19 protein-coding genes, 4 tRNA genes and 1 pseudogene are annotated in these 25,743 nt (G+C 57.4%); 18 read left to right on the top strand and 6 right to left on the bottom strand.

The genetic code is table 11. The annotated features are described in order from the left end of the window. Positions 1 to 27 precede the first annotated feature (27 nt). From PT279_RS02190 to PT279_RS02200, 3 genes are read left to right on the top strand one after another with little or no spacing between them, the layout of a single operon-like run. On the top strand, positions 28 to 1,824 hold the full coding sequence (locus PT279_RS02190; RefSeq protein ID WP_277165013.1) for an FHA domain-containing protein: 1,797 nt from the start codon (positions 28 to 30) through the stop codon (positions 1,822 to 1,824). Beyond that, the gene (locus PT279_RS02195) at positions 1,821 to 5,438 is read left to right on the top strand and encodes a helicase (RefSeq protein ID WP_277165015.1); all 3,618 of its coding nucleotides are present in this window, start codon (positions 1,821 to 1,823) and stop codon (positions 5,436 to 5,438) included. The genes PT279_RS02190 and PT279_RS02195 overlap by 4 nt, the downstream gene beginning before the upstream one ends. Further along, positions 5,438 to 5,644 (top strand): hypothetical protein, encoded by a 207-nt coding sequence (locus PT279_RS02200; protein WP_277165017.1) that lies wholly within the window; start codon positions 5,438 to 5,440, stop codon positions 5,642 to 5,644. The genes PT279_RS02195 and PT279_RS02200 overlap by 1 nt, the downstream gene beginning before the upstream one ends. 145 nt (positions 5,645 to 5,789) lie before the next feature. Here the strand turns inward: PT279_RS02200 and PT279_RS02205 are convergent, their stop codons facing one another. The 3 genes from PT279_RS02205 to PT279_RS02215 all read right to left on the bottom strand — a co-directional run bounded on the left by PT279_RS02205 (position 5,790) and on the right by PT279_RS02215 (position 7,946). Continuing rightward, positions 5,790 to 6,626, bottom strand: coding sequence for an SAF domain-containing protein (locus tag PT279_RS02205; RefSeq protein WP_277165019.1), 837 nt, complete (start codon positions 6,624 to 6,626; stop codon positions 5,790 to 5,792). Positions 6,627 to 6,853: 227 nt separating this feature from the next. Continuing rightward, positions 6,854 to 7,057 carry an FmdB family zinc ribbon protein gene (locus PT279_RS02210; protein WP_277143778.1) on the bottom strand — a complete coding sequence of 68 codons (204 nt, stop codon included), beginning with the start codon at positions 7,055 to 7,057 and terminating at the stop codon, positions 6,854 to 6,856. 253 nt (positions 7,058 to 7,310) lie between these two features. Then, positions 7,311 to 7,946, bottom strand: coding sequence for a 5-formyltetrahydrofolate cyclo-ligase (locus tag PT279_RS02215; protein WP_277165021.1), 636 nt, complete (start codon positions 7,944 to 7,946; stop codon positions 7,311 to 7,313). Positions 7,947 to 8,084: 138 nt separating this feature from the next. On the opposite strand from PT279_RS02215, the gene PT279_RS02220 reads away from it, so the two are divergent. The 12 genes from PT279_RS02220 (at position 8,085) to PT279_RS02275 (ending at position 18,239) form a co-directional block, all read left to right on the top strand. Next, positions 8,085 to 8,675, top strand: coding sequence for a GNAT family protein (locus PT279_RS02220; RefSeq protein WP_277165234.1), 591 nt, complete (start codon positions 8,085 to 8,087; stop codon positions 8,673 to 8,675). 70 nt (positions 8,676 to 8,745) lie between these two features. Beyond that, on the top strand, positions 8,746 to 10,368 hold the full coding sequence (locus PT279_RS02225) for a hypothetical protein (protein WP_277165024.1): 1,623 nt from the start codon (positions 8,746 to 8,748) through the stop codon (positions 10,366 to 10,368). Between the two features lie 246 nt (positions 10,369 to 10,614). Further along, positions 10,615 to 10,908: a co-chaperone GroES gene (gene groES, locus PT279_RS02230; RefSeq protein WP_277165026.1), complete on the top strand. Its 294-nt coding sequence runs from the start codon at positions 10,615 to 10,617 to the stop codon at positions 10,906 to 10,908. Between the two features lie 129 nt (positions 10,909 to 11,037). Next, entirely contained in the window at positions 11,038 to 12,120 is a 1,083-nt protein-coding gene (locus PT279_RS02235; RefSeq protein ID WP_277165028.1) for a histidinol-phosphate transaminase, read from the top strand. A gap of 203 nt (positions 12,121 to 12,323) precedes the next feature. Then, positions 12,324 to 12,405, top strand: a tRNA-Tyr gene (locus tag PT279_RS02240). Position 12,406: 1 nt separating this feature from the next. Beyond that, a tRNA-Thr gene (locus PT279_RS02245) sits at positions 12,407 to 12,478 on the top strand. 4 nt (positions 12,479 to 12,482) lie between these two features. After that, a tRNA-Met gene (locus tag PT279_RS02250) sits at positions 12,483 to 12,556 on the top strand. 49 nt (positions 12,557 to 12,605) lie between these two features. Beyond that, a complete protein-coding gene (gene rpmG / locus PT279_RS02255; RefSeq protein WP_277162537.1) occupies positions 12,606 to 12,776 on the top strand; it encodes a 50S ribosomal protein L33 in 171 nt (56 codons plus the stop codon). A gap of 161 nt (positions 12,777 to 12,937) precedes the next feature. Continuing rightward, positions 12,938 to 14,215, top strand: a complete 1,278-nt coding sequence (locus PT279_RS02260; protein WP_277165236.1) for a UDP-N-acetylmuramate dehydrogenase — start codon at positions 12,938 to 12,940, stop codon at positions 14,213 to 14,215. Between the two features lie 241 nt (positions 14,216 to 14,456). Then, positions 14,457 to 16,016, top strand: coding sequence for an amino acid permease (locus tag PT279_RS02265; RefSeq protein ID WP_277165030.1), 1,560 nt, complete (start codon positions 14,457 to 14,459; stop codon positions 16,014 to 16,016). A gap of 260 nt (positions 16,017 to 16,276) precedes the next feature. Beyond that, positions 16,277 to 16,600, top strand: coding sequence for a ferredoxin (gene fdxA / locus PT279_RS02270; RefSeq protein ID WP_277165032.1), 324 nt, complete (start codon positions 16,277 to 16,279; stop codon positions 16,598 to 16,600). A gap of 340 nt (positions 16,601 to 16,940) precedes the next feature. Then, positions 16,941 to 18,239 (top strand): aminotransferase class I/II-fold pyridoxal phosphate-dependent enzyme, encoded by a 1,299-nt coding sequence (locus tag PT279_RS02275; RefSeq protein WP_277165034.1) that lies wholly within the window; start codon positions 16,941 to 16,943, stop codon positions 18,237 to 18,239. 113 nt (positions 18,240 to 18,352) lie between these two features. On the opposite strand, the gene PT279_RS02280 is transcribed toward PT279_RS02275, so the two are convergent. Next, positions 18,353 to 19,333 carry a hypothetical protein gene (locus PT279_RS02280; protein WP_277165036.1) on the bottom strand — a complete coding sequence of 327 codons (981 nt, stop codon included), beginning with the start codon at positions 19,331 to 19,333 and terminating at the stop codon, positions 18,353 to 18,355. A gap of 624 nt (positions 19,334 to 19,957) precedes the next feature. Here PT279_RS02280 and PT279_RS09245 point away from each other — a divergent pair. Further along, complete coding sequence (locus PT279_RS09245; protein ID WP_277165038.1) at positions 19,958 to 20,791, top strand: CPBP family intramembrane glutamic endopeptidase; 834 nt, start codon at positions 19,958 to 19,960, stop codon at positions 20,789 to 20,791. Between the two features lie 836 nt (positions 20,792 to 21,627). On the opposite strand, the pseudogene dinB reads toward PT279_RS09245, so the two are convergent. Then, a pseudogene (dinB, locus tag PT279_RS02290) lies at positions 21,628 to 22,788 on the bottom strand (DNA polymerase IV); the annotation flags it as partial. A 480-nt stretch (positions 22,789 to 23,268) separates the two neighbouring features. On the opposite strand from dinB, the gene PT279_RS02295 reads away from it, so the two are divergent. Then, positions 23,269 to 24,162, top strand: coding sequence for an EamA family transporter (locus tag PT279_RS02295; RefSeq protein ID WP_348519362.1), 894 nt, complete (start codon positions 23,269 to 23,271; stop codon positions 24,160 to 24,162). 222 nt (positions 24,163 to 24,384) lie between these two features. Further along, positions 24,385 to 24,471 (top strand) — tRNA-Ser (locus PT279_RS02300). Between the two features lie 397 nt (positions 24,472 to 24,868). Here the strand turns inward: PT279_RS02300 and PT279_RS02305 are convergent. Further along, positions 24,869 to 25,720, bottom strand: coding sequence for a GNAT family N-acetyltransferase (locus tag PT279_RS02305; protein WP_277165042.1), 852 nt, complete (start codon positions 25,718 to 25,720; stop codon positions 24,869 to 24,871). Between the last annotated feature and the right edge of the window lie 23 nt (positions 25,721 to 25,743).

Below are 25,743 nucleotides of genomic sequence, written 5' to 3' on the forward strand. Positions count from 1 at the left end.
GCAAAGTGTATATGGGGAGGCCGCAAGGTGTCTGATCCGCGAACGACGAAACATTGGGTCATCAAAGTCAATGGCTCCACAAAAGTCGATGTCGGGCCCGGCGAAAACGTTGAGATCGGCCGTAGGCCTCTGCGAGCGCTTGCTGATGATGGGCATCGCCGCCTGGAGATCGACGACGACACGCGTTCGATGTCGAAACGTCACGCGGTGTTCACGGTGGCGGCCAATGGCGGTGCTTCGGTCACCGATCTGAATTCCACCAACGGCTCGTACGTGGTCGAGGAAAAGGGCTTGCGTCCGCTGACGCCGAATCAGGATTTCATTTTGCCGGATTCGCCGATGAGATTGCAGTTCGGCGATGTTCCCGTCGATTTCGTCCGTGTCGATGTCGACGACGATGACGAAGGCGGCAACCAGATTACCGACCTGTTCGACTACGCGGTCACCGGTGCGGAAAGCGCCGATGTCGAGCCTGACCTGAACGATATGTCCGTTGACGACATACTGAATCTGCGTGCGGGGGAGCCCACCACGGCGTTCAGCGCCGCCGATGTGGCTAGCCGCATTGGGGCTTCGGCTGCCGCCAGGGCGCAGGGCAATGGTGATTCCCCGACTCCGGATGATCAGGCAGCCAAGGATGCTGCTACCAGCGCCGACGATATTGCCGCCGACACCCCGTCGCCAACCGAGGCCGGCACCAGCCAAAAACCCGAAAGCCCGCAAGCCGACCATGCCATCGACCAGATTTCGCTGAACGTGATCGCACCCGATCCGCAGGTCGAGGACGCCAAGGCGCGCGATCTGTTCAAAGACGCCATGGAGAGCGAGACCGAAGACAAAGGCGCCGAGGCAGTAAAATCTGCCCAGCCCTCCGCAACCGGCAACAAATCCACGAAACCGTCGGTGGCCGCAACCGCTCGCCTCGGCGAAAGCAAATCATCGCAGACCGGGGCACCAGTGCGGCAGGTGTCGCTGCCTTCGCGTCAAAAAGATGAGCAGATTTCCGGGGATGCCTCCCGCGTGCAACAACCGATGAATTCGTCGGTGGCAGCACAGGCGCCGACCAACGTTGATGGCGGCAATGTGGCTGCCGCTCAAGCGCAGCAGCGTCAGACCGGGCAAGTTCAGCAAGCTCAGCAGCAGCAAGCACAGAAAGCCGCGCAGCAGGTTGCCCAGCTGCAGCAGCAGGATCAGCAGGCACAGCGCCTCGCCCAGCCAGAGCAGCAGGCAAATCGGTTTGGCAGTGTAACGGGTGGTCAGGCTTCCGGCCAGACTTCAGCCGACCATGACGCTCCGGTATTCGTCGCCATGGATGAAAGCTCCCGGCAGGGCGGCGGTTCCCGTTCCCGCTCGAATCCAATCGTTGTGCAGGAACCGCAAAACGACGAGACGAAACGCAAGGCAACCGAGGAGCGCAACAAGTTCATGCCTCCGATCCGGGATGTTGTGGATTCCCCGGCGTTCGTCCAAACCCCGAATGCCGGCGGCAGCTCGTTCGATGCGCAACAAACCTTCAAACCAGCCTTTGAGCCCGGTTCGGTGTTCGAAAAGGTGTCGAACGGCGACTTCGACCAGCCGCAGCCCGAAGTCGAAGTGGAGGGTATGAGCTCGCAGGAAGCCAAGCAAACCACGGACTTCTCGGTGCAGTTCGAAATGGCGAAGCACCCTGAGCTCCTGCCGTTCCTGGCTATGAACCCTTCGTTGTACGGCGATTTGTATGCATGGCTTTCGGCGGTGGGCAACGATGATGTCGACGCTGCGCTTTCGCAAAATTCCGGGTATATCGAGTATCGTAAAGAGGTCGGGGAGGGACGCAAACAATGAGCGAGACGAACCAGACAGTAAACGGCATCCAACGGATGCGCAAATGGTATGACAGCTATCGCAGCGGGTTGGTTCCTTCGCCTTTGGAGGACGTCGGACAGCTCGCCGCGCAACTCGATCTGACCCATGCCCATCCTTCCGGCATCGCCCAGCTCTTCGCCAGCGGTCACACCACCCTCGACTCCATGTTCCGCGATGCGGGGATGCTGCGTGCGGCCGGCCGTAGGCTCGAGCGTGTCCTCGACGACAAAGCCGTCAGAACGCGGTCCGCCGGGGTCGCCGAACTCTCCCTGGTGGTCGGTGTGGCCACGTGGAAAGGCAATTCCGTTCCGGTCCTGCTCTATCCGGTCGAGGTACACCGCAAGCCGGGCGGCCGCGAAACTGATGCCGTCATCCGTTTCACTGGACATGTCAGCCTCAATCCCGCGTTCACCACCGCGATGCACGACCAGCATGTCGATATCGACGAGACCGCCCTTTTTGATGGCAGGAACTATGCCAGCGGCACTCCCGACACCTCTTCCGTGTTCACCGCCATCACCGACGAGGTCAAGTTCGCGGTTCCGGATTTCGACATCGAACGCAATATCATCTTGGGTTGCTTCATGGACCCAGCCACCAAGATGCTCGCCGAAAGCCGCCGTATCATCGATTCCCTGGCCAAGGGCCCCAGCGGCAACACCGCCCTTGACGCATTGGCCGGCAACGCCGATGCCATCAGCGCTTTGAAGGATGCAAAACTTCCGAGTTTCAGTCCCTTCGATGCCGATCCCCACAGTGAGCACGAGGCCGGGGACGTCGACAATGTCGTGCGGTATGCCGCGAATATGGCGGCGCAGGGCCATTCGCTGTTTCTCGACGATGCCTCTGGCAACGATACGGCGCAAATCGCCGCCGCAATCGCCTCCCGCTGTATATCCGCCGGGCGGACGGTGCTTTATGTGCCAGCAGTGGCAGGGCAGAAGAAACGTTTCACCCACGAAATGGATTCCTGCCATCTGAGCAGTCGCGTGGTGGATATGGCCGATTCCAAGGCCGCGCAACAAATCGACCAGGAACTGATTGCGGCCGTCGGCTTTCAACCCGGCGCCGCTGTCGCCCGTTTCGATCAGGTCTCCGATGAGCTCGTCGGGGTGCGCTCGCGGCTGACCCGTTACCTCGGCGATCTGCACGGGGTAAGCAAGGAGTGGGGCGTTTCCGCCTACCAGACCATCCAGAATCTGGCCAGCATTTCCGCAATGCCGAGCCATCCGGCTACGCATGTCCGCCTTTCCAATGAAACCGCGAGGGCCATCGCCCCGCATATGCAAGATTGGATCAAGAAGCTTCGCAAAGCCGGCGAATACGGCGAATTCACTGTCGGCCCGCAGACCACGCCTTGGTACGGTGCCTCGCTTTTCACGCAAAGTGACGCGGTCAATGCCTATCAGAAGGTCGAGAATCTGCTGCAGCGCCTTCTTCCCGCAACGCGTGACCAGGTGGCGTCCGTCGCCGAAACCTGTGGGTTCCCGGTGCCGTCGACGGTACAGGAGTGGGGCCGTCAGGTCACGGTGTTGAAGAACCTGCGCCGCGTGCTCGACGTCTTCCAGCCCGAGATTTTCGAACGCGACATCGACTCGATGATTGAGGCGAGCAAGCCCAAGGCCCAGCGCAAGACCGAGGGGACGAGCATGGGCTTCTGGGAGCGTCGTCGGCATGTCAAAGAGGCCAAGAGTCTGCTTCGGGCTGGCTCCCAGGTGGAGGACCTGCACGATGCGTTGAAGGTTGTGGACAAGCAATCGGAACAATGGCATGAAATCGTGCCTCATGGCGGATGGCCCGTGCTTCCGCCGAAGCTGGATACGATAGTTGAGACGCAGGAAGCCCTGATGCGCGACATCACCGCTCTCGATGCCGTGCTCGCCACCACGCTTGAGGGCGGCGATCTGCAAACCGTTGACTTGGCCCGACTCGAGACCCGACTCAAGGCGTTGTATTCCGACCGTAAGGCTCTGGATACGTTGCCGGGGCGTGCCGGCCTTGAACGCGAATTCCACGCCGTGGGGCTTGACGCGCTGATTGAAGACATGCGCAACCGCCGCGTGTCCGTGGACGGCGTGGAAGGCGAGCTTCAGCTTTCCTGGTGGACGACGGTCTTTGAGGATATCGTGCGGTCCTCGGCGATTATCTCCAACCAGGACGGTTCCGCGTTGCAGTCCGCGGCCGACCGGTTCGTGCAGGTCGATATTGATCATGTCAATTCCGTGGGGCCCATGCTTGAGCAGGAAGCCATGCGTCACCTGTGCGATATGCTTTTCTCTCACACCCAGGAGGCCAACCAGCTGCACACGTTGCTGGCCAGCAACGTGCATGTGCCGCTGAGCCATATCACCCGTGAATATCCGCAGATCCTTGCGGCGGTGAAGCCCGTCATCATGGCCACGCCTTTCACTCTTGCCGTCCTGAGCGATCCCCAGCCTATCGCCGATGTGGCCATCATCGATGCCGCCTCCCATATTCCCTCCCTTGAGTTGCTGAGCGTTTTGAGTCGTGCCAGGCGCGTGGTGGTCATCGCCCATCAATCCACCATCACCTCCGAATCGGTGAACGCCCTGGTCGCTTTGCTGCCGAAGGTCACGATTGATTCTCGGCCTGTTTGCCGCGATCCCCGGCTCTCCCTGTTCCTTTCGGCGCAGGGCTACGGCAATGCCCGCCGAGACGTGGCTGCGGAATCGGTGCAGGGCAGGGTTCGCTTCCACAGGGTCGAAGCCAACGGCGTGCCGGTGCTTGCCACGGGATTGGTGGAAAGTAGCCAGCAGGAGATCGACGAGGTCATCGCCGTCATTAAGCAACGTGCCGCCGCCTTCACCGTGGTGCCGGCCGGTTATTTGCTCGCCGTGGTCACCCTGACCCCGGTCTTCCGCACGAGGCTTGGTGCCGAATTGAAGTCCCTTTCGTTGAAGGATGAGGCCATGGGGCGTTTCCTTCGCCATGTGCGCCTGGTCGACATCGACGAGATCGCCGGCGTGCGAGCCAGCGATGTCATCCTTTCGCTGTGCTTCGCCAAGACCTCTCACGGCCGCCTGCTTCAGCAGTTCGGTTCGTTGGAAGGCGAGGGTGGCGACGGCAAGCTGCTTGACGCCCTCGCCTTGGCCGACCGCAATGTCGATATCATTTCGGCCTTCGGCTCCGCCGACATGGAGGATGACCGTCTTCACCAGCCGGGTCCGAAGCTTCTGAAGGTCATGCTCAAATGGGCTGAGGGCCTGGGCAAGGAAGTGGTGCGTCCCTCGGTGTCGCTCAAAGGCAAGAATGTACTGTTCAACGATCTGGCCGATCGCATCCGAGCGCGCGGGCTCAGGGTCGCTGCGAATTACGGTTTCGATGGTGGTGCCTCCATTCCTCTGGTCGTCGGCCTCAAAGACAAGCCGTTCTCGCTGGCGGTGATGACCGATGACGCGCAGTTCATGGGAATCCAGTCCACCCGCAAGCGTCATCGTGTGCTGATGCAGGATCTGACAACGCTCGGTTGGTCGGTCATGACCGTCTGGAGCGTCGCCGCGTTCGTCAACCCGGACAAGGAAGTCGACCGGATCGTCAGCCGTATCAGCGAGCTCTACCGAGAGGTTCGCTGATGGCGCAGGCCTATGATCCGAACCGTCGAACGTCGCGTACCCATAAACGCGTGGTGCGCAAGGGCAGCGAACGTTTCGACGTCGATGGCGTCGAAACCGACCCGTCAGACCGCCGTCCGCAAGGTAGCAAGCAGGATGACGACGACAGCCGCATCCTGCGTGAGCTGCCCCCGCATTGGGCCATTTTCAGTGAACGCGACAAGTAGGGCTTGGCGTTTATCGCTAAAGGGTGATGGTGATAGTAAAACCATCACCCTTTCCTGTTTATTAGCCTGGAATTGTTTTGCCGGTCTGTTTTCCGTTCATGATCTCCTCCTTGACTTCCTCGCTTTATATTGAGATTCCTGCCAGCTAGAGTTTGGCGGCCATAATGGGCATACGTTCCTGCACCGCCATGATGCGCGCGGCATCCTGCGGCGGCATGGCAAGTTGGGTGGTGACGTTGCCGCCATCGTCGCGATGTGGGCTGCCGGTGACCGTCGCAAGTCTTACCAACGTACACGTCTGACCATCCGATGGCGTTGCCATTGCCTCGTTTGATGCCCGTGCAGCATCGTCATTGCCGTCATCGTTGCCTTTATCGTCGCTTTCAGGGGCATCCGACTGGTTTTTTGACGCTTCCCCGTTTTCCGAATCGTTTCCGTCGGGAGAGCCTCTCGGTGTCGAATCGTCTTTCGGGTGCTGGTTCGCCGGAGGGTTTTGAGCCGGAAGATTCGGCACGGCTTCGCATCCGGCGCTGCCTACGAGCGAGACTTTGTCGCCGGGGATCAGCCCGTTTGTCGATCCGCTGATTTTGACGTCAATGGCAGTCAGCCCGTGCCCGATTACCGGCGAGGCGCGTGCCATCGGCCGGGCGATGATGCTGCCGGTTTCGATGTTCACCTGCGCGATCAGTCCTTTCACGTCGGCATCTGAGCTGAATACGCTCGCCAATGCGGGGCTGTCGGCAATCTGTACGGTTTTGAGATCATCGGCATGGATGGTCTGCCCGCGTTTGATGGCGCGCGTCGCCGCGACCGCGGTTTTGGTGGCAATGCTGCTGGAAATCGACTGCAACGCAAAGAAAACGGCAAGCCCCACGCACAACGCCGCGAGCATGGTGCGTGTTTGCCGTATGGTGCGTCGTTGCCTGAGCGTCGGTTTCTTTACGCCTAGGCTCTGTTTGCCGGTGTGATGAAAAAGGTTCATGATTCCATGATGAACCAAAACGCAAAATCATCGGAACGAAAACGGGTACTGTGGTCGGATGCTAGGGGTTATGAACATTTGAGGCGTGTCATGGTGGAGTGCGAAACGGGTTATCCACATCCGAAATCCGTCAATCAATCGATGATTTCCAAAACACGAAAGCCGGCACCTGCATCAAGGCAAGTTATCGGCTTTCTGAAAATTTCTAAGACTTAATCAGTCCGCAGTCACTTTTTGGAAGAAGACGACGACCCGCCCTTGTCGGTGCGGTAGAAGCCGTGCCCCTTGAACTCGATGGGAACTGCGGAATAGACCTTGCGTACCTGTTCTTTGCCGCATTTCGGGCAAACGGTGATCGGATCGTCGGAGAATGACTGCTGCTCGGTAAAATCGTATCCACAATTCTTGCAACGGTAGTGATAAGTAGGCAACGGTCCCTCCACAAAGTAAAATCTCAACAAGTCAACTGTACATATCCTAGTCCCAGCCCTGACGCGCGTTCGTTTCCGGTGAAGTCAAGGGATGCTTGGCAACCGGTCGGCGAGGATTTAACTGATGGAAAGTATCGGTTTTCGATATTCCGATATGCGGATTACCGGCAGAACGCTTTCAAGGAATATAGCTTATTCAAGTCGTATGAGGCGTTCCGACGTCATCGCGGTGCCGGCCCCTTGACGATCGATGTCATATGGTGATAATTCGCTTATCTGTCATTATGACGTCGACCGGGATATCGTGCTCCTCTCGAGGCACGGCGTGGTGATGATCGATGAATTCCCGGTCCCAGCAGACCCCGATTTTCAGTGCATCCTCCCGGCAAAGCCCGAGAACCTGGTCGTACCAGCCACCCCCGCGACCGAGTCGTGTGCCGTCAAGGTCGATGGCGAAGGCCGGGATAAAGACGATTTTCGCGTCGGCAATGGCTTCAGGTCCTAAAATCTCGCCCTCCGGTTCCGCCGGTCTTAACCCGCCCGTAGCGGTGTGTGGCATCTGACGGAGTCCGGTTTTTCCGTCATATTCGCTCCATCCGATATCGCGGCCCTTGCCAAGTCGAGGCACCAGCATTCGCAACCCGCGTTGAACAAGCGTGTCCAATAATTCAAACGTCGGCACTTCCGTCCCCATTGAAACGTAAGCCGCCGCGCTGTCTCCAGGCTTCAGATCGACGGTTGGCGAATTATTCACCAGTGACGCAGCTAGTTTCCCCAATCGCTCGCCGGCCTCTGCCCGCTCGCCTTCGCCGATTTCCTTGCGTATGCGGATGGCTTCATGCCGCATGACCTGTTTGTGTGCGTCGATTTTCTCTGCTTTGTCGTTCATACGCTCATACTACCTAGACAGCGATCTATCGACGAGCTGTGACATTGCTGCGAGTGGAGGACGGATGGGTACTATGGACGTGTGTCAGTCTTTCGATCGCTGCGCAACGTGCTTGCGCCCAACCCCAACGCCATCACCATGCCGGCCGAGTTGGTCCCGCCCGAGGGCGCCATGCAAATTCGACTGCGTCCGCTGAGCGCCGAGGACGAGGCGGGATGGAACGAAACCAGACAACGCAATGCCGCGTGGCTTGAGCCTTGGGATTCCAACGATCCGATGCACGGTCCCGGACTGACGTTCAACACCTGGCTGCAGCGGCAGCGTAATGATGAAGCAACTGGAGTCGGAGCGCTTTTCGTCATCGAATACCAGATGGCCATTATCGGCCAGATTTCGGTGGGCGCGATCTGTTACGGCTCGATGCGCAGCGGCAATATCGGCTATTGGGTCGATCAAGGTCACGCAGGGCACGGTGTCGCGCCGTTGGCCGTAGCGATGCTTGCGGATTGGGCGATGTTCAGTCCGACCGGCCCCCGGCTGCACCGCTTGGAAATATCGATGCTGCCGGAAAACCAACGTTCCCGCAGGGTAGCGGAGAAATTGCAGGCCCACCGCGAGGGCCTGAGACTCAAAAGCATGTACATTCATGGCCAGTGGCGAGACCACGACGTCTATAGCCTGCTGGCTGAGGACGCGCCGCTTGGTTTTACGCGCCGTCTGCTTGTATGACACGCGCAAACTACACGTGTGTAAAAAGTCACCAACACTATCTATTCTTAAAGCTATGGATTATGCGTGGGTGAGCGGCGTTGTTGTACTGGTCATTCTCGTTATCCTGATACTTGGCTGGCTGCCGCGGCGCACCGCGGATAGCATGAAAAGGGTGGTCGAGCATCGCGAGGACAAATACTCGCCGTCGCTGCATCTGGTGGATGCCGATAGCGGTACTCGTTTCAGCGATGAGTGGCGGCCTTCGGCGAAAGGGATTGTCATGCAATCGGAGCGAAAAGATATTGCCGCGAGCCCAGCGAAGGCATCGGTTGCACGACCCACAAAGGCCATGAAGGAACGTGCCAGAATCGCGCATATACGTCAGCTTCGTCGCGAGGCGGCACATCGTCGTGCCATCATTTCCGCCACGTTGTTGGTTGTTACGCTGATCGTACTTGCTATTTCGTTCCCGTTGAAGTTCAGTGCGTTGTTCGCGTTGATTCCCGCGGCCTTGCTGGCCGTCGTCGTGGCGTTGGGCGTGCGTACGGCCAACCATGCCAGGGCATGGGAGCGTGATCTCAAGGCGAAGCGTGCCGCGCAGGCCAAGGCCCATCAATCCCGTCGTGACGGTTCGGTCCGCACCGATTCCCAGTCCGCCAAGGCCAATGCCAATGCCGAAGTCGCCGGCAAGATTTCGCAAACCTCCGTTTCCAGTGACGAGCAGCCCACCGGTCTGATGGCCGAGCAGGAAATCCAAAAGGCCATGAAGCAGTCCCGGGCTGAAAAAGAGCATATCGAAAACCGCCGCGCCAAAGCGCAGGCCAAGGTCAGCCAGAAGGTTTCTGCCGCCAGCTCGGAGGCGAAGGGTGAGAAGGCGAAGGCCGCCGCCAAGCAAACGGTTACGGGCAAGAAAGCAGAGACCAAGTCCGGCAATCAGGCGAAGCGTTCCGCCGCGGTTGAAGAGAAAACCGAATCCAAGCCAACTTCGCCATCGTCTTCCAAGCGCAGGCCGAATACACAGGCTAAGGCTGCTCCGGCATCGGCGAAGAAGCAGACTTCCAAGCCGGCAAACGAGCGTCGCCAGCATACTGCAGCCAATGGCTCCGACAAGGTGAATTCGGTCGCCAAGCAGCCACAGGTCGAGCCGAGCGATGCCACCAACGAACTCAAGCAGGTCCATCCGGCGCAGGCTTTGGACCTGGTCGATCTGGCCCCGAACCAGGATCTCATTTCGTTCTCATTGGGTGCTCCGCGCAACGGCGTGGAGGTCAAAAGCGAAGAGCCGAAGAGCCTTGAGATCAAGTCCATGCGCCAAGTCGCCAAGGCAACTGCAAACAAGACGGAAGCCGGCTCTTCATCGACGTCGAAGCATAAGAAGGAATCTGCCGATCAGGCCACCAGGGATGTGCAAAAGGATTCAGGTTCTTCGGTTTCTGCTATTTCCGAGTCCAAATCCGAAGTCGAACCGGCAAAAGGTTCCGTGGGCAGGCTGATTTCGAAGAAGAGCCGCAAGCGGATTCGTGCCGCAGCCAAGCGTGGACATGCCGCCGCCGAGCGTAACGGCAAGGCGAAGGACGAGAAGCCGGCTTATACCAGCGATCCCGAGAAGTTCCACGCTGAAGAAGTCTCTGCGGATACGGAGGCGCCGGCGGTGTCGTCGGATTCATTGGGAACTGGACTTGAAAAGATTCTCGAACGGCGCAACGTCTGAGCGGTACGTTCGGATTTTTATTGCTTCGTCTGTGCTTCGGTTGTTCGTTGAAAAATCAACGTTTGCTGTTTTGAATTGTGAAGGTTTCACTCAGAGCGTTAGCACTCGGGTTGGCAGAGTGCTAATTTTCGCGCTACGATAGACAGGTAAGCGCAAAGGGACGGTGCCGAAAGTGATCGTCAGCCTCTGAAAGCGGTGTCCTCGCGCGAGGAAATGCAACTCTCATAAAGAAAGAGGAGGTCCACAGTGTCGATCTCACTTACACCGTTGGAAGACAAGATTATTGTGAAGCAAGCCGAAGCGGAGACGCAGACGTCGTCCGGTCTTTACATTCCGGACAACGCCAAGGAGAAGCCGCAGCAGGGTGAAGTCCTGGCCGTCGGCCCGGGTCGTCGCGATGACAATGGCAACCGCATCCCGATGGACGTCAAGATCGGGGACAAGGTGCTCTATTCCAAGTACGGCGGCACCGAGGTGCACTACAACGGTGAGGATTACCTCATCGTCGGTGCCCGCGACGTGCTCGCGATCATGAACTGATTGCCCTTTCGCCAGGTTTTATCGATGCGTCTCAGCCCTTCAAACGGCTGGGACGCATTTTGTTTTAATCCGTCTTAAAAACGGCCTGCGAAATGTGCAATATCTCTCGTTCCGACTTACAATGCGGTTATGACTTTCAAACATCGTGCCATTGTTGATACCATCCCTGCCTACAAGCAGGGCAGGCCGGCCCCCGCAGTCGCGGGCCAGAAGTCCTTCAAGATCTCCAGTAACGAGAATCCGTACCCGCCGCTTCCCAGCGTGCAGAAGGCCATCGAAGACCACGCGCTCGACCGCATCAACCGCTATCCGGATATGGGCGGATGGCAGGTCATCGAACGCCTTGCCAAGGATTACGAGGTCGGCCAGGACGAGATCGTCCTCGGTTGCGGCTCCACCGAGGTCATCACCCAGCTCACCAACCTCTTGGCAGGTCCCGGCGACGAGGTGATTTACCCGTGGCGCAGCTTCGAGGCCTACCCGATCATCGTCTCCGGCGCGGGTGCGACCAGCGTCCAGATTCCGAATCGCGCGGACGGCGGCCACGACATCGACGCGATGATCGCCGCGATCAACAACAAGACCCGCATGATCATCGTCAACAACCCGAACAACCCGACTTCCTCGTCCGTAAGCGACAAGGACGCCCGCCGCCTGATGGAGGCCGTGCCGAGCGACGTCATCGTGCTCTTCGACGAGGCCTACATCCACTTCAACACCGCTCCCGACACCAGCGTCGGCATGAAGCTTTACCGCGAGTACCCGAACATCGTGGTAGCGCACACCTTCTCCAAGGCCTATGGACTGGCAGGACTGCGTATCGGCTACGGCATCGCCCAGCCCGACGTCATCACCGGCATGCGCAAGATGTCGCTGCCCTTCGGTGTCACTCAATCCGCGCAAATCGCGGCCATCGCCTCGCTCGACGCCAAGGACGAGCTGATGGAGCGCGTGCAGGCGCTGATTGGCGAACGCGGCCGCGTAGTCAAGGCGTTGCGCGAGCAGGGCTGGGACTTCCCGGAGCCGTATGCGAACTTCTTCTGGCTGCCGCTCGGCAGCAAGACCGGCGAGGCCGCCGCGCGCTTCACCGCGGCCGGCCTCTCCACCCGCGTTTTCGACGACGAGGGCATCCGCATCTCCATCGGCGAGACCGAAGCCAACGATAAGGTCATTGAGGTCTGCAAGAGCCTGAAAGCCGACGGAATTGCCTGAAAATCAACAGGTGAAAGATGAAAGCCTAAAAGTCTCTGTCATATAAAATCTTGCCAAAATGCCGCCATTCCAACGTTTTGTTGGTCTGGCGGCATTATTGTTGCGACACACTAGGCGTGTCGTGGGCTTGCATCCGTCTGCAGTTCGTGCCATTATAGTCAAGTTGCCTGCTTCGAGGTTTTAAAACTGAGAAGTGAGTAATTGGCGGATTTCCCAAGCGGTCAAAGGGAGCTGACTGTAAATCAGCCGCTGATAGCTTCAGTGGTTCGAATCCACTATCCGCCACGCCTCGATAGCTCAGTGGTAGAGCACTTCCTTGGTAAGGAAGAGGTCGTGAGTCCGATTCTCACCCGAGGCTCTCTGGCGGGATAGCTCAGCTGGCTAGAGCGTACGACTCATAATCGTAAGGTCAAGAGTTCGAGTCTCTTTCCCGCTACAAACTTCCGACAGAAGCCGGTAAGAAACAACACGCAGAAGGTGAACCAATGGCAAGCAAAAGCGCCGCAGTCCGTCCGGGCATCACGCTGGCATGCACGGAGTGCAAGGAGCGTAACTACATCACGACGAAGAATCGTCGCAACACTCCCGATCGTCTTGAGTTGAAGAAGTTCTGCCCTCGTTGCGGCAAGGAAACCGTGCACCGCGAGACTCGTTGAGTTTGAAACGTTGAGAAGCCTGACTTCGGTCGGGCTTTTTTCATATTCGGGCCGCGGAAATTGCGGCTGCAATGGCAAAGAAGCAAAAATGATACCTGCCGCGCAGATACGCGCAACGGCTGATACAGGCGATACACGGAAAGATTGGTGACGACGGCATGATGAGGCAGACGGATTCGCAACATTTCGGAACGTCAGCGTTGGAAACACCGGCATTGGCGCAATTGACCACCATCGGTGTGGGCGGGCCTGTCGATCGGTTCGTTGAGCCGCAAACCGAAGAGGAATTCATCGCCGCGGTGCGCAGCGCCGATAATGCGAGCTTCCCGCTTTTAGTCATCGGCGGCGGGTCGAATCTACTCATTTCTGATGAGCCCCTCCATGGTGTTGTCGTGCGCGACAAACGGCACGGTATTTCGGTTCTGAAGACAGGGATTGCTGTAAATGAAACTGCAGGAGCGGTCAAAATCGTGGCCGAAGCCGGAGCGAATTGGGACGATTTCGTTGCGTTCTGCGTTTCCTCCGGTTTCTCCGGAGTGGAAGGGCTTTCCGGTGTTCCCGGCACTGTAGGCGCGTCGGTGGTGCAGAATATCGGTGCATACGGTCAGGAAGTGGCCTCGTCCGTGTCTTCGGTACGGGTTTTCGACCGTAAAAACGGCGATATTCGGAAGCTCAGCCCTGACGATATGCATTTCGGATACCGCAGTTCGGCTCTCAAATCCAGCATGTATAGCGCTCCTGCAAAGCCAGCGGACCACTATTTCCCGACACCGCGTTACGTGGTGCTTTCTGTAACCTTTACGTTGCAGCGCAGCGACACCGGCGAGGTGGCGTTCGGCCAGCTGGCCAAGGCGCTCGGCGTTGAAATGGGGGAGCGGATGCCGATTGCGGCGATTCGCCAGGCCGTGCTGCGGGTACGTGCCTTAAAGGGCATGCTGGAAGATACCGGTCGATATGCCTCGCGATGGATGCAAGGCTGCAAAGACCGGAGCAATATCGCCCAGGCCTCGGCGTTGCAGCGCGATTCGGCGAAGTCGGAAGGTGGGGCCGTTGCCGACGGTATTGAAGAGGCCAAGCCGGACTTCGACAGGCACAGCTGTGGCAGTTTCTTCATGAACCCGATATTGACGCGGGCGCAGGCCGCAACACTTCCTGAAGATGCGCCGTGCTTCGACGCGATGCTGCCCGACGGCAAGCCGGGTGTCAAAACCTCAGCCGCGTGGCTGATCGATCACGCGGGATTCCACAAAGGCTACAAAGTGCGCAAAGACGCCAAAGCAGGCCTTTCAACGCTGCATACGCTCGCGCTGACCAATCGCGACGGCGCCAGTGCCGGCGATGTCGCCGAACTTGCGAAAACGCTCCAAGGTGGTGTCGAAGAACGGTTCGGCGTGCGCTTGGTTCCCGAGCCGGTGGTTGTGGGCATGGATCTGCGATGAGCGGTGGTTGCCGGATTGCAAGCATTCAGTCATTCAAGCAACGTGATTGTCGCCTTCGCGGGATAACGGGAATGCCGTTGCGCGCGAACAGTTCGCAACGATAAAACAATAAGATAATTGTCCTGTTTTATCTGTAATACAAGGTCTGGTATGTAATTGCGGTAACGCTCTCGTCATGTCATATCCCTATGGTGAAGTTGACATTTTCGTAAGGCTTCAAGATGTGAAGGGGGAGGGTCGAATGGAACTGTTCAGGACGAAATCGGTGGAGCAGGCATTGGCTGAGACGACCACCGGCGACCGCAGGCTGGTGCGTAATCTGGGAGCCTGGGATCTGGCCGTCATGGGGGTGGCCGTCGCCGTGGGCGCGGGCATCTTCTCCATCGGCGCGCAGGCTGCGGCCTTCCACGCCGGGCCCGCCGCCATTTTGAGCTTCCTTATCGCCGGCATCATCTGCGGGGCCGCGGTGATGTGCTATGCGGAATTCGCCTCGATGATTCCTGCGGCCGGCTCCGCCTATACGTTCACCTATACCACGGTTGGGGAGCTGGTGGCGTGGATCATCGGCTGGGACCTGATTCTCGAGATGCTGATGGCCGGTTCCGTAGTCTCCAAATACTGGAGCGTCTACCTCAATGATTTCCTGCGCCTGATGGGCTTCAACTCCAGCACCGAGGTTCATCTTGGTCGGTTCACGTTCGACTGGGCTCCGATCATCGTCGTCGCGTTCTTCACGGTGCTTCTGGTGCTCGGCACGAAAATCGGCGCCCGCGTCGACGGCGCGTTCACGATTCTGAAGATCGGCATCGTCGTTTTCGTGGTCATCGTCGGCTTCTTCTATATCAAAATGTCGAACTACACCCCGTTCATCCCGCCGTCCGAACCGGCCAGCAAAGTCCTCGGTCCGGCTTCCGGCGGTGTCATGACCCAGCCGCTGCTGCAATGGGTCACTGGCCAGCAGCCCACCGTTTACGGCGTTTCCGGCATCGTCTCCGGCGCGGCTTTGGTGTTCTTCTCGTTCTTGGGCTTCGATGTGGTGGCCACGGCCAGCGAGGAGGCCAAGAATCCGAAGCGCAACGTGCCGCTGGGCATCGGCCTGGGGATGGCGTTGGTCATCATCATGTACATGCTCGTCGCCATCGTCACCACCGGCATGGTCTCCTACAAGGACCTCGCCAAGGCCAAGGACCCGTCGCTCGCCACCGGCTTCGAGCTCGCGGGCGCGACCTGGGCGGCCAAGATCATCTCCTTCGCCATCGTCATCGGTCTGACCACCGTGGTCATGGTGCTGTTGCTCGGCCTGACCCGTGTGGTCTTTGCGATGAGCCGGGACGGCTTGCTGCCGCGCGGTCTCTCCAAGGTCGGCAAGCATGGCACGCCCGCCAAGCTGCAGATCGCCGTGGGTGTGCTCGTCGCGATCGTCTCGTCCTGCTTCGATGTCTCGATTCTGGCCGACATGGTCAATATCGGCACGCTTTCCGCCTTCACCTTGGTTGCGATTTCCATCCCGATCATGCGCAAGAAGCGCCCCGACCTGCCGCGTTCGTTCAAGATTCCCGGCAGCCCGTGGGTTCCAATCCTGATCGCCGTGGCCAATCTCTGGCTGATGCTCAATCTCACGGTGCTGACGTGGATTCGGTTCGTGGTCTGGCTCTTGATTGGCTTCTGCATCTACTTCGGCTATTCCTATCGCCATTCCCTGCTTGGTACGGGCGAGCTTGACGCGGACGTGGAACAGGCGGAGGAAAACCTGGACTTGGCCGGTCTGACGGAAGAAAGTGCGGAGACCCGAAGAGCGTAGGAACTTGCAGGTATGCCGATATAGTGGGCGGATTCGTGTTGCGGACATGCTCGTTGAGCCTTGAAACGCGTGGAAAAGTCTACGGAAGCCTACGGAGTGCTTGGTCGACAATAGCTGACGATAGAACCGACACTAGGCGCGCCGCCTGTAGCGCCGGTGGCGACTCTACGGCGTTTCCTTTGCATCACGGACGACGGTTTCGGCCGTCGTTGCTTAATCGTAGGCTGATACTACTTGAAGCTTGTAAGGAGGCCTCTTCAATGGCTTATGTGATTGCCCAGCCCTGCATCGACGTCAAAGACAAGGCTTGCGTCGACGAATGCCCGGTCGACTGCATCTATGAGGGCGAGCGCACGCTCTACATCAACCCGAACGAGTGTGTGGATTGCGGCGCCTGCGAGCCGGTTTGTCCCACCGAAGCGATTTTCTATGAGGACGACGTTCCCGAGGAATGGTCCTGGTACAAGGATGCTGCGGTCACCTACTTCAACGACATCGGTGATTTGGGTGGTGCCCAGGCCGCTGGTCCGTCCGGCAAGGACGAGGCCCGCATCGCCGCGCTGCCCCCGCAGAACCAGGATTGATTCCTTGGTTCTTTAGGCTCGGTTTTCGGTTCAGTTTTATTGGCCCGCGTGTCTTCCATTTCAGGTGTGAAGACATGCGGGTTTTGTTTTTGGGGAGCATTGACAACTTGTGCGTGGCGGTGCAGCGAGCGTCTTGTCTTTTTGGCATGGCTCAAGCACGACAATTACGTATTACGCCTCAAGTGGACGCGACAACTTAGATATGGCAAACACTGACGCTGGAACGATTTCGGTCCGATTGCGGATTTGTTTCATTCTTCCATTTCGTTTTGGCACGCTCGCCGGTATCATCGCAGGTAGATGTTTTCTTTTGATTGAAACGACGTGAAGGGCGGCGGCAATGGGTTTCTACAGGTTTGATTCTCCCTACGATTGGAATCGCGTCGCGCCGTACAAGGAAACCGCGAAAAACGCTCCCGGTGGCATGATTGACCTCTCCGTCGGTTCACCGGTCGACTCTGTGCCCCTGAGCGTGCAGCAGGCGCTTGCGGTTTCCTCCGATGCGCCCAACGCCCATGGCTATCCTACTGTTGCAGGAACCGAGATGTTGCGCAAGGCTGTCTCGGAGTGGTTCCTAGCCAATCGCGGTGTCGATTTCGAGGCGATCGGCGCCGATTTCGTGCCTACGGTCGGTTCCAAGGAGGCCGTGGCTCTGATGGCCTCGCTGCTGCATTTCGGTCCCGGCGATGTCATTGTGCAGCCCGAAGTGTCATACCCCACTTACGATATCGGCACCCAACTGGCCGGTGCCAAGACCTACAAGGCCGCCGACATCGCAGACGTCGATTCCTGGCGTTGCGTTCCCGGGGTCAAGGCCGTTTGGGTCAATTCCCCGAGCAATCCGACCGGCGAAGTGCTTTCGGCCTCCCAGCTGCACGGCATCGTTGCCGCCGCGCGCGAAATCGGCGCCGTGGTCCTTTCCGATGAATGCTACGGATTGCTGACGTGGGAAGGTGACAATAATGTCTCTGACGATACCAATGCCGAGATAAGCAATAGGCATTCTATCGAGCAAACGAGTGGGACGTCGCCTGAAAACGTTGAGAACATTGTTGCAGGAGACACAAGCTCAACTCCTGGCAACATGCAGTCCGAGGAAAGTGAGAAGCGAGATTTCAGTTCTCACGACGAGTCTGCGCCAGCACCTTGCATGCTGCAGCCCGACGTCTGCGACGGAAGTGCCAAAGACATTCTCGTACTCTACTCGCTGAGCAAGCAGTCCAACATGGCCGGCTACCGAACCGCCCTCATTGCCGGTGATCCAGAGCTTGTCCGCCCGATGACCGTCTACCGCAAGCAGATCGGCGAAATCATTCCCGGCCCGGTTCAGGCCGCGATGGCTGCTGCGTTGGGCGATTCCGACGCGGTTCGTACTCAACGCGCCCGTTATAACAGGCGTCTGCATGAGCTCGTCGATGGTCTGCGTGCTTACGGCTACGATGCGCACATGCCGCAAGGGGCGCTTTACGTCTGGGTCCGTGCGAAAAGCGGCGACTGCTGGCAGGACATGGCCGATCTGGCCCGCCTCGGCATCATCGCCAGCCCGGGTGAGTTCTACGGCGCCCCCACCCACCTGCGTTTCTCCGCTACCGCCACCGACGCGTCCATCGCCGAGGTCGTCGCCCGTCTGCGTGGCTGAGGGACTATTCTCGACGCGACCAAAAGCACGTATTCTGATGCTTTTGGTCGCGTTTTTGATTTTGCTGCGACGAAAAGCACGTTTTAGCGTCGATTTTCGTGCTTTTGGTCGCATTAGCGTTTGTATTCAAAGTTGCGTGGCACTCCTGCATCGCTGAGTTTCTGAATTAGCCGTGTGCGCTGCATGATGTCGATAAAATCAAGTCTGACAATCCTCTTGATTGGGGTCGCGGTGAGCAGATTACGTTCGCGTTCCTTTTCTTCGTGTACGACTTGGCGGATACTGCGATGGTTTGTCATGTCAGGGTTGACGTATTTGTCCATCCCGTCGAACTCCACGCCAATGAGCCTGTTGTTTGGCAAACGATACGTCATGTCGACTCGGTAAGTGAGCATGTCTCCATTGGCTGTTGGAATTCGAAATTCATTCTGTAGATTAGGCCTGCCGAACCCTTCCTCGAGCATAATCGCGCGACATACCGATTCGCCGCAGTTTTCGCTGTGCCAATCGGCAAAGCGCAGAAGCGATTGGATTTTGCTGTCGGCGACCCGTACGTTTGCACTGGCCTTGATGATGGCTTGTTCGTTGACCAGTTTCTTCCTCATTGCAGAATCAAACATTGGCAGCACCTCATGAAACTCATATCTAGCCGCGCAATCGCATAATGATCTCGCAGCGGATGTTATCGAAATATGAGATGACTGAACTGTAACGACTTCAGGAACATGAATATATCGAACCCCTTTTGCTTTTCGGGAACTCATCGATTTGGCAGTGGCCAGGAAAACTTCCTTATGGTCGTGCAACCAATAAGGATGCTCGATCCCGTAAACGCTTATGGCGCTGATTCCAGCGAAATTCCATTCCGGATGCCAATCGTGTAACGCTCTGATGATCCACAAATACTGTTCACTGGGGTCAAGTTCTTGCCAGATTGCTGTACGTACGTAAAGTCCGTGCCACGGTCGGGTCACTTCCCCGGATTCCACCAAGGCCCTGAGCCGCTGCTGGTCTCGATGCTCGCAAGCGTGAAGACATCGATGCTGGGCTTCGGCGTGGCTCAGCAACTCGGTAAGACGAGAGTTTATTTTCATAACATCACGTTACGGTGCACTATGGGAGTGATGTCAACTCAATCCAGGTTATGTGGTCGAATGATACCCCTTTTACAAATTGCCCGGGCGTTTCGTGGATAACTTCTTGTGTGACGTAGAAAATGTGGATAACTATGAGAATTATTTGAGAAGCGAATGAAGTGGCAATCGACTTTTATACAATATGTGACCTTCAGGGTGGTATTTGCTATCTAGACTTTGCAACGCATCTTTGAAGATGCAATCAGCCTATAACACAAACTCGTAACCGCGACCAAAAGCACGGAAGCGCATGCTTTTCGTCGCAGCCAAACCAAGAATGTGACGAAAAGCACGTTTACGGCTCCATTCACGTGCTTTTCGTCGCATCTTTACATAGTTCATGGCGGTAGGCGTTGCCGCAATAAGAAACGATGTCTGAGATTACACTCGGCATTGGATGTCATCGGTAAGTCGGCTGGATTATCCTGTGAGACTATGCACATCGAACAGACAATACGAACTGGTGATCAGCTCACGGAAGACCATCCTGAGCGCTTACAAAACGCAAAGACGGGAACGGCCGAACCTCAAAGGCTGAATCCGCTGTTGCGTGGGCTCGCTTTCATTGGCGTATTCATTTTGGTGGAAATCGTTACATCGCTGGTCATCGTAGTGGTAGGTGTCGTGGCGACTGGTGATTGGAAAGTGGTCGAAGCCAATGACGTTCATTCTCCCGTTGCACTTTTTGAGATGCTGGCCGAGGTTGCCGCTGCGATTGCAGGTTATCTGGTTGTCGTTTATGGCATGGAATACCGCTCGCTTCCTCTTGAGTTCCGGTTTTCAAGGTGGAAAGGGCTCATTGTCGGCGGCGTCATAGGTTTCGTCGCCATTGCTCTGTGTGTTGGCATTCTCGCGCTCACAGGCAACTATCGGATTCTGGGCTTGAACACCCATTACAACCCGTGGATGGACATCATTTCCATGGGAATCTGCGCTGGTGTGGCCGAGGAAATCATGATGCGAGGCATGCTGCTTCGCTTGGTCGAAGAGTGGCTTGGCTCTTGGGGCGCGCTCGCGGTTTCGGCGCTGGTATTCGGACTGATGCACATGGGCAATCAGGATGGTACGTTGTGGGGTGGCTTGGCCATCGCCATCGAGGACGGTATATTGTCCGCGGCGCTGTATTTTGTCACCCGTTCACTATGGGTGTGCATCGGTGAGCATGCCATGTGGAACATCGCCGAAGGCCCGATTTTCGGATCCATCGTGTCCGGTAACGGCAAGCAGGATTCGTGGCTCGTGGCTCAATGGTCCGGTCCCGACATCATGACCGGCGGCAGTTTCGGCCTCGAAGCCAGCATCGTTCCGGTGATTCTTATGGGTGCTGCCGGCATCGCGCTAATGGTCTATGCCCAGTGCAAGGACATGTTGGTTCGACCGGCGTGGGTGCGCAAACGGCATATGGTGGATTGCTGAAGATGCGATAGAAGTCAAAAGAATCACGAGTAAAAGCTGATTTCCTTTACATGCTCGATTGGCAGCGATCTGTTGGTTGTGCAATATGTCTTTGAACTTGCATGATGTCCGGAAAACCGATATTTGCGATTCAGCCTGTACGAAGCGCCTTTGAAGGCGCGATTGGCGCATAATGCAAACTCGTAACCGCGACCAAAAACACGGAAACGCATGCTTTTGGTCGCGGTTACGAGTTTGCTGCGACGAAAAGCACGTTTTAGCCTTGATTTTCGTGCTTTTGGTCGCATCTTTTGCAAGAATGTGGTCTGCTATTGCTCCGGCTTGCTGTTGTTGGCGATTTGCTTGGCCTTCCAGTCGCCATGTTCCAGGCCGAGGGTGGCCGCGCCGGTGCCATAGCGCTCGCGTACCGCGTCGAGCACGCTTTCGGCGCTGCGTATGCGTTCCTGGCGATTGCCTCGGTCATTTTCGTTACTTTGGACTTCTTTGGGTCCTGTTCCAATCGGTATTTGGTTGTCACTATCGTAATTAGTGTTTTTTGCGCTCGAATCAGAACTTATGGGAACAGTGGTGTCCAACGTTTCGTTGCTGCGGTTCTGAGCATTTTCGTTACTGGGTAATGTGTGCCCGCGAAAGTTAGTGGTGGCATTTATGGCTACTGCAGACGTTGGCTTGTCTTCATTCCCATCTTCATAATCGCCGGTGTTATGGCGAATGCAATCATCATCTGTGTGGTTGGCGTCGTTCGCATTGCCCTGATTGCTGTTACCGTTGCTTCCCGCGCTGGGATCGCGGTGGCTATTGCTTTGCGCGCTGCTGCTATTGGCCGCGCCATCACCGAGCAAATCGTCGATCGTCAGCTGCACAGGGGTGGAGCCCTTGGCGCTTAGCGAACTGGCGCTGACCCCGGCCAAGCGGATTTCACGCGGCAGGGGAGTGTCGTCTCCGGCATCGGCCGGCATCCTGAGCATGGTCTTCAACAGTGCGACGGATTCGGGATACATGGCTGCGGCGGTGTCGATGGGCCGTTCCAACGTATGCGCCTTGGTGGAGTAGCTCAGGTCGGCGAACCGCAGTTTCACCGTCACCGTCCGCGCCACTAGGCCCTTTTGCCGCAAGGCGTGCGTGACCTCGTTGCTGCAATGGTGCAAAAGCTCCCGCACTTCCGCGAAATTGCGCGTGTCCTGCTCGAAGGTGATTTCGGCGCCGATGGACTTTTCCGGCGCGTGCGTGACGATAGGCCGTTCGTCCTGCCCGCGTGCGGCGAGATAGAGGTTGTGCGCGGTGATTTTCGAACGTGTGGCCTGTGTCAAAGCGGTTTCATCCATCTCAGCGAGGTCGGCGACGGTCTTGACACCCCATTCGTTGAGCCGCTTCTCGAGCGACGGTCCGATGCCAGGGATACCGCGCAACGGCATCATCTGAACGAATTGCGCGTGCTGTGCCTTCGGGATCAGCAGCATCCCGTCCGGTTTTGCGTTGGTCGAGGCCATTTTCGCCACGAGTTTATTGGCCGCGATACCCACCGAACAGGTGATGCCGAATCGTGCCGTGACTTGTGCGCGGATCCAGGCGCCGATGACGCTGGGCGACTTCCAACGCAGCAACGCGCTTGAAACGTCCATGTAGCCTTCGTCCACGGAGACCTGTTCGATCTGGTCGGTGACCTGCCGGAACACCTCGTCGAAGATACGTTTCGACATCATTCTGTAATACTTCATGTCGACGTTGACATACGCCCCACCCGGGCAAAGCTGCCGAGCACGCACCATCGGCATCGCCGAGTTCACCCCGTATTTTCGTGCCTCGTAATTGGCCGCCGACACCACGCTGCGTGGCCCATCCCAGCCGATGATGACCGGCCGCCCTCTTAGCTCGGGATGTCTCGCGATTTCCAGCGAGGCGTAGAAGGCGTCCATGTCGATATGCAGCACCGTGCAGCCGGTCTCGTCGTGACCCCAGTCGCGTTTCGCGGCGGCGTTCCTTGGTGCTGTGCTCATGCCCCCATTGTAAGTGCACCATAATTGTGCCGTGCGCCGTTCACGCCCGCCGTGAAAACTGAAATTCGGTGAGATTTTGGACGTCACGCCATCTGAGACATGCCGCAGCTTTTATGGCTCGCAGACTTGAGGTTCGATGAGATTTCGGATAACGGGAATCGGCGGTTTCTCTCCGTTGTGATGGTGTCGTCACCTGCGTTACAGCGGGTTTCTTGCCTGTGTCGTCGCACCGAAGTTCGTTGTGTCACCTTGCAAAAACACCCTTCAATTACTGGTCATTGTGGTGTAGTTTAGGTGGTTATGCCATCGTCTTCACCTTCGCCGCATACCTCTGCCAACAACCAGTCCCAGATCCAACCCGAACCCCGACGCAAGACCGGGCCCGATCCCCGGCCCCAAAAGCCGCGTTCCGCACGCATCGAACCACGCGGTTCCCGTCTGGATGCCATATTTAATCGTATTCCGGTGGTTCTTATCATCATGGGCGAAGGCTTGATGATTTACCTGGCCACGTCGGTCGCCAAGCTCGCGTTCACCCAGCTCGACCCGTTGCTTGCGGCCTGGTATCGCATCGGTTTCGGCGCTGTGCTCATGATGATCTGGCGTCGCCCGTTCTCTGGTGCGAAACGGGCAGGTCTGCCGAGCATCTCACGCGATTGGTGGATTGTCGCGCTCGCGGGCATTTCCGTGATGTTGATGAACACGCTGTTTTACGTGGGCATGAGCAACATGGACATCGGCATCGCGGTTTCGATAGAATTCATCGGTCCGCTCGGCGTCGCCGTCCTGACCGGGCACAGCTGGCGCGAACGCCTCGGCATCGTCCTTGCAGCGGGCGGCGTGGTGCTGTTGGCCGGCGTTTCGTTCGCAAATCCTGCCAAATACCCGCATTTTATGATCGGTCTCATCGCCATCCTCGTCGACGGCGTGATGTGGGGCTGCTACATCGTTTTCGGTCGCATGGTCGCCAAGCGCTCCAGTCCTCTTGATTCGCTGGCTCTGAGCATGTTCATCGGTTGGGTGGTGCAGTCCGTTTTCCTTGGCGTTCCGGCCATCAAGGGGGTCATCAGCCCCAAGCCGAGTGCGACGTGGGCACGCGGGGAATTTGGTTCGCTGAAGTTGCTCGGCGTGATGCTCGTCGTTTCGGTTTTCGCCTCGTTCCTGCCCTATATAATCGATCAGGTCATCATGCGCCGCATCTCTTCCGCGCGGTATTCGGTCATCCAGGCCATCAACCCTGTGATGGCTTTGCTGGTCGGCTTGATTATCGGCGAGATTCCGACGGCGGGTGATTTGGCCGGTGTCGCGTTGGTTATCATTGCAGTGGTGGTTACGTTCTCCGGTCATCGTCAGCCTGATCCGGAAACGATGTAAGAGCGGAATATCGTCTATCTTTTCTGGCCGTCCCCATCGCCGTTACCGTCCTGAAACCATGGAAAGCGAGGATGCCGTATGTGTCGTTGGTCGTGTGCTTGCCGCTGCCGGATCTGGGAACGTATGGGGAAAAATGAAGACACAGGCAAAATCGGAGTGGCGCGCGTCGCCGGATGCTGTTATAGTATTCAAATGTTGCGCTCGCGTACGCGTTCGCAGCTCGGAGCTGTGCCTGAGTGGCCGATAGGGGCACCCTGCTAAGGTGTTAACTGCGCAAGCGGTTCGAGAGTTCGAATCTCTCCGGCTCCGCTTTAGAGGTATAAATGAAGATCAGTCGGGAGTAAGTTTAGGTTTACTCCCGATTTGCGTTTCGGGGTGTATGGCATCGTTGTCGACTTCACTGTGAATCATGCAAAATCACCCCAAATAATCACAACGTGAACCCGGAATGAACTCACGAATGGCTCTCTATATGCATTACAAAGACGTGGTAAATGTATATGCGTGCATCGAATCAACGTAATCAGTTTGGAAGACTGATTACGAAAATATTCCATCGGCGACGGTTAACGCGGCGAAACAACGAAAGCGTCTCGCTCCGGTTTTGATACCGGTGCGGGGCGCTTAGATTGTTTGGTTGGGGTATTTGTTGAGTTGTGCGAAGCTAGTACCGTTGTCGAATTCGCTGATTTTTGTGCTCGGATTTTCAACGAGCCGGCTTCGGGTTGCCGGTTTTATCTCTGCAGGTTTCCCATTCTTCTTTCGTGATCACCCGCAGAATAGCATCGTGCCTTTGATCGATCAGAGGGAAGTAGTCGCCGTCCTTGCGGCACACCGCCTGCATCCCGCAATGCTCCATCACCTTGCCGGAAGCGGGGTTCTCGACGTAGTGACCGCCCCACACGGCGTTGCATCCTAAATCTACGAACGCGTGCCGGAGCATAGCCTGAAGCGCTTCAGTCATCATGCCTTGCCCCCAGAATGGCCGACCGATCCAGTAGCCGAGCACCCGGTCACCGTCATAGTGGGCGAGTGCTCGTTCAAGCCGACCCGCATCGACGCCTTCAAACAGACTATGCGCGTCAACGGCTTCCCGCACGAATTCGCCGGCATGGTCGCCCGACTCGGCTTTCTTGAGTTCGATGGCCCCGATCGGACTGTCGGCGCCCCGCAAAGTAACGGCGTAGTTCTCATCGCCGGTGAAGACGTTATCGAGGGTATTCATGCTTTCTTCGATGCTGCGGTGCGGCATCCATCCGCAACGGATCCCGATTTCCGGGTCGGAGGCGTAACGAAACAACGATTCCGCCTCGGCGTGGTCGCAGTGTTTCCAAGGTCGTAAAATAAGCCGTTCGGTAGCGATTTGCATAGCAATATGGTAGGCGGCAAACGTGACGTGCGTGAAAGACCAGTATGTCTCGGTAAAGCTCTTGCTTTTCAAATCGGCTTGTTTGCGGCGGACGGTGCGGCTACGTTCAAAGGCGTGGTAGACGGCAACAGGGATGATAGCGACTGGTAAAAGCTTGGTAATTGAATAGAGGAATTTCAGCGAAATCAAAGGCCACGGCAGGTCATTATTTC

Source organism: Bifidobacterium sp. ESL0784 (assembly GCF_029433295.1).
GTDB lineage: Bacteria > Actinomycetota > Actinomycetes > Actinomycetales > Bifidobacteriaceae > Bifidobacterium.

Coding starts and splice junctions, on each gene's coding strand:
- PT279_RS02205 (WP_277165019.1), bottom strand. CDS start 6,626: ATGAACCTTTTTCATCACACCGGCAAACAGAGCCTAGGCGTAAAGAAA.
- PT279_RS02280 (WP_277165036.1), bottom strand. CDS start 19,333: ATGAAAATAAACTCTCGTCTTACCGAGTTGCTGAGCCACGCCGAAGCC.
- PT279_RS02275 (WP_277165034.1), top strand. CDS start 16,941: ATGGGTTTCTACAGGTTTGATTCTCCCTACGATTGGAATCGCGTCGCG.
- PT279_RS02220 (WP_277165234.1), top strand. CDS start 8,085: ATGCCGGCCGAGTTGGTCCCGCCCGAGGGCGCCATGCAAATTCGACTG.
- PT279_RS02295 (WP_348519362.1), top strand. CDS start 23,269: ATGGGCGAAGGCTTGATGATTTACCTGGCCACGTCGGTCGCCAAGCTC.
- fdxA (WP_277165032.1), top strand. CDS start 16,277: ATGGCTTATGTGATTGCCCAGCCCTGCATCGACGTCAAAGACAAGGCT.
- rpmG (WP_277162537.1), top strand. CDS start 12,606: ATGGCAAGCAAAAGCGCCGCAGTCCGTCCGGGCATCACGCTGGCATGC.
- PT279_RS02195 (WP_277165015.1), top strand. CDS start 1,821: ATGAGCGAGACGAACCAGACAGTAAACGGCATCCAACGGATGCGCAAA.
- PT279_RS02260 (WP_277165236.1), top strand. CDS start 12,938: ATGAGGCAGACGGATTCGCAACATTTCGGAACGTCAGCGTTGGAAACA.
- PT279_RS02235 (WP_277165028.1), top strand. CDS start 11,038: ATGACTTTCAAACATCGTGCCATTGTTGATACCATCCCTGCCTACAAG.
- PT279_RS02215 (WP_277165021.1), bottom strand. CDS start 7,946: ATGAACGACAAAGCAGAGAAAATCGACGCACACAAACAGGTCATGCGG.
- PT279_RS02200 (WP_277165017.1), top strand. CDS start 5,438: ATGGCGCAGGCCTATGATCCGAACCGTCGAACGTCGCGTACCCATAAA.
- PT279_RS02265 (WP_277165030.1), top strand. CDS start 14,457: ATGGAACTGTTCAGGACGAAATCGGTGGAGCAGGCATTGGCTGAGACG.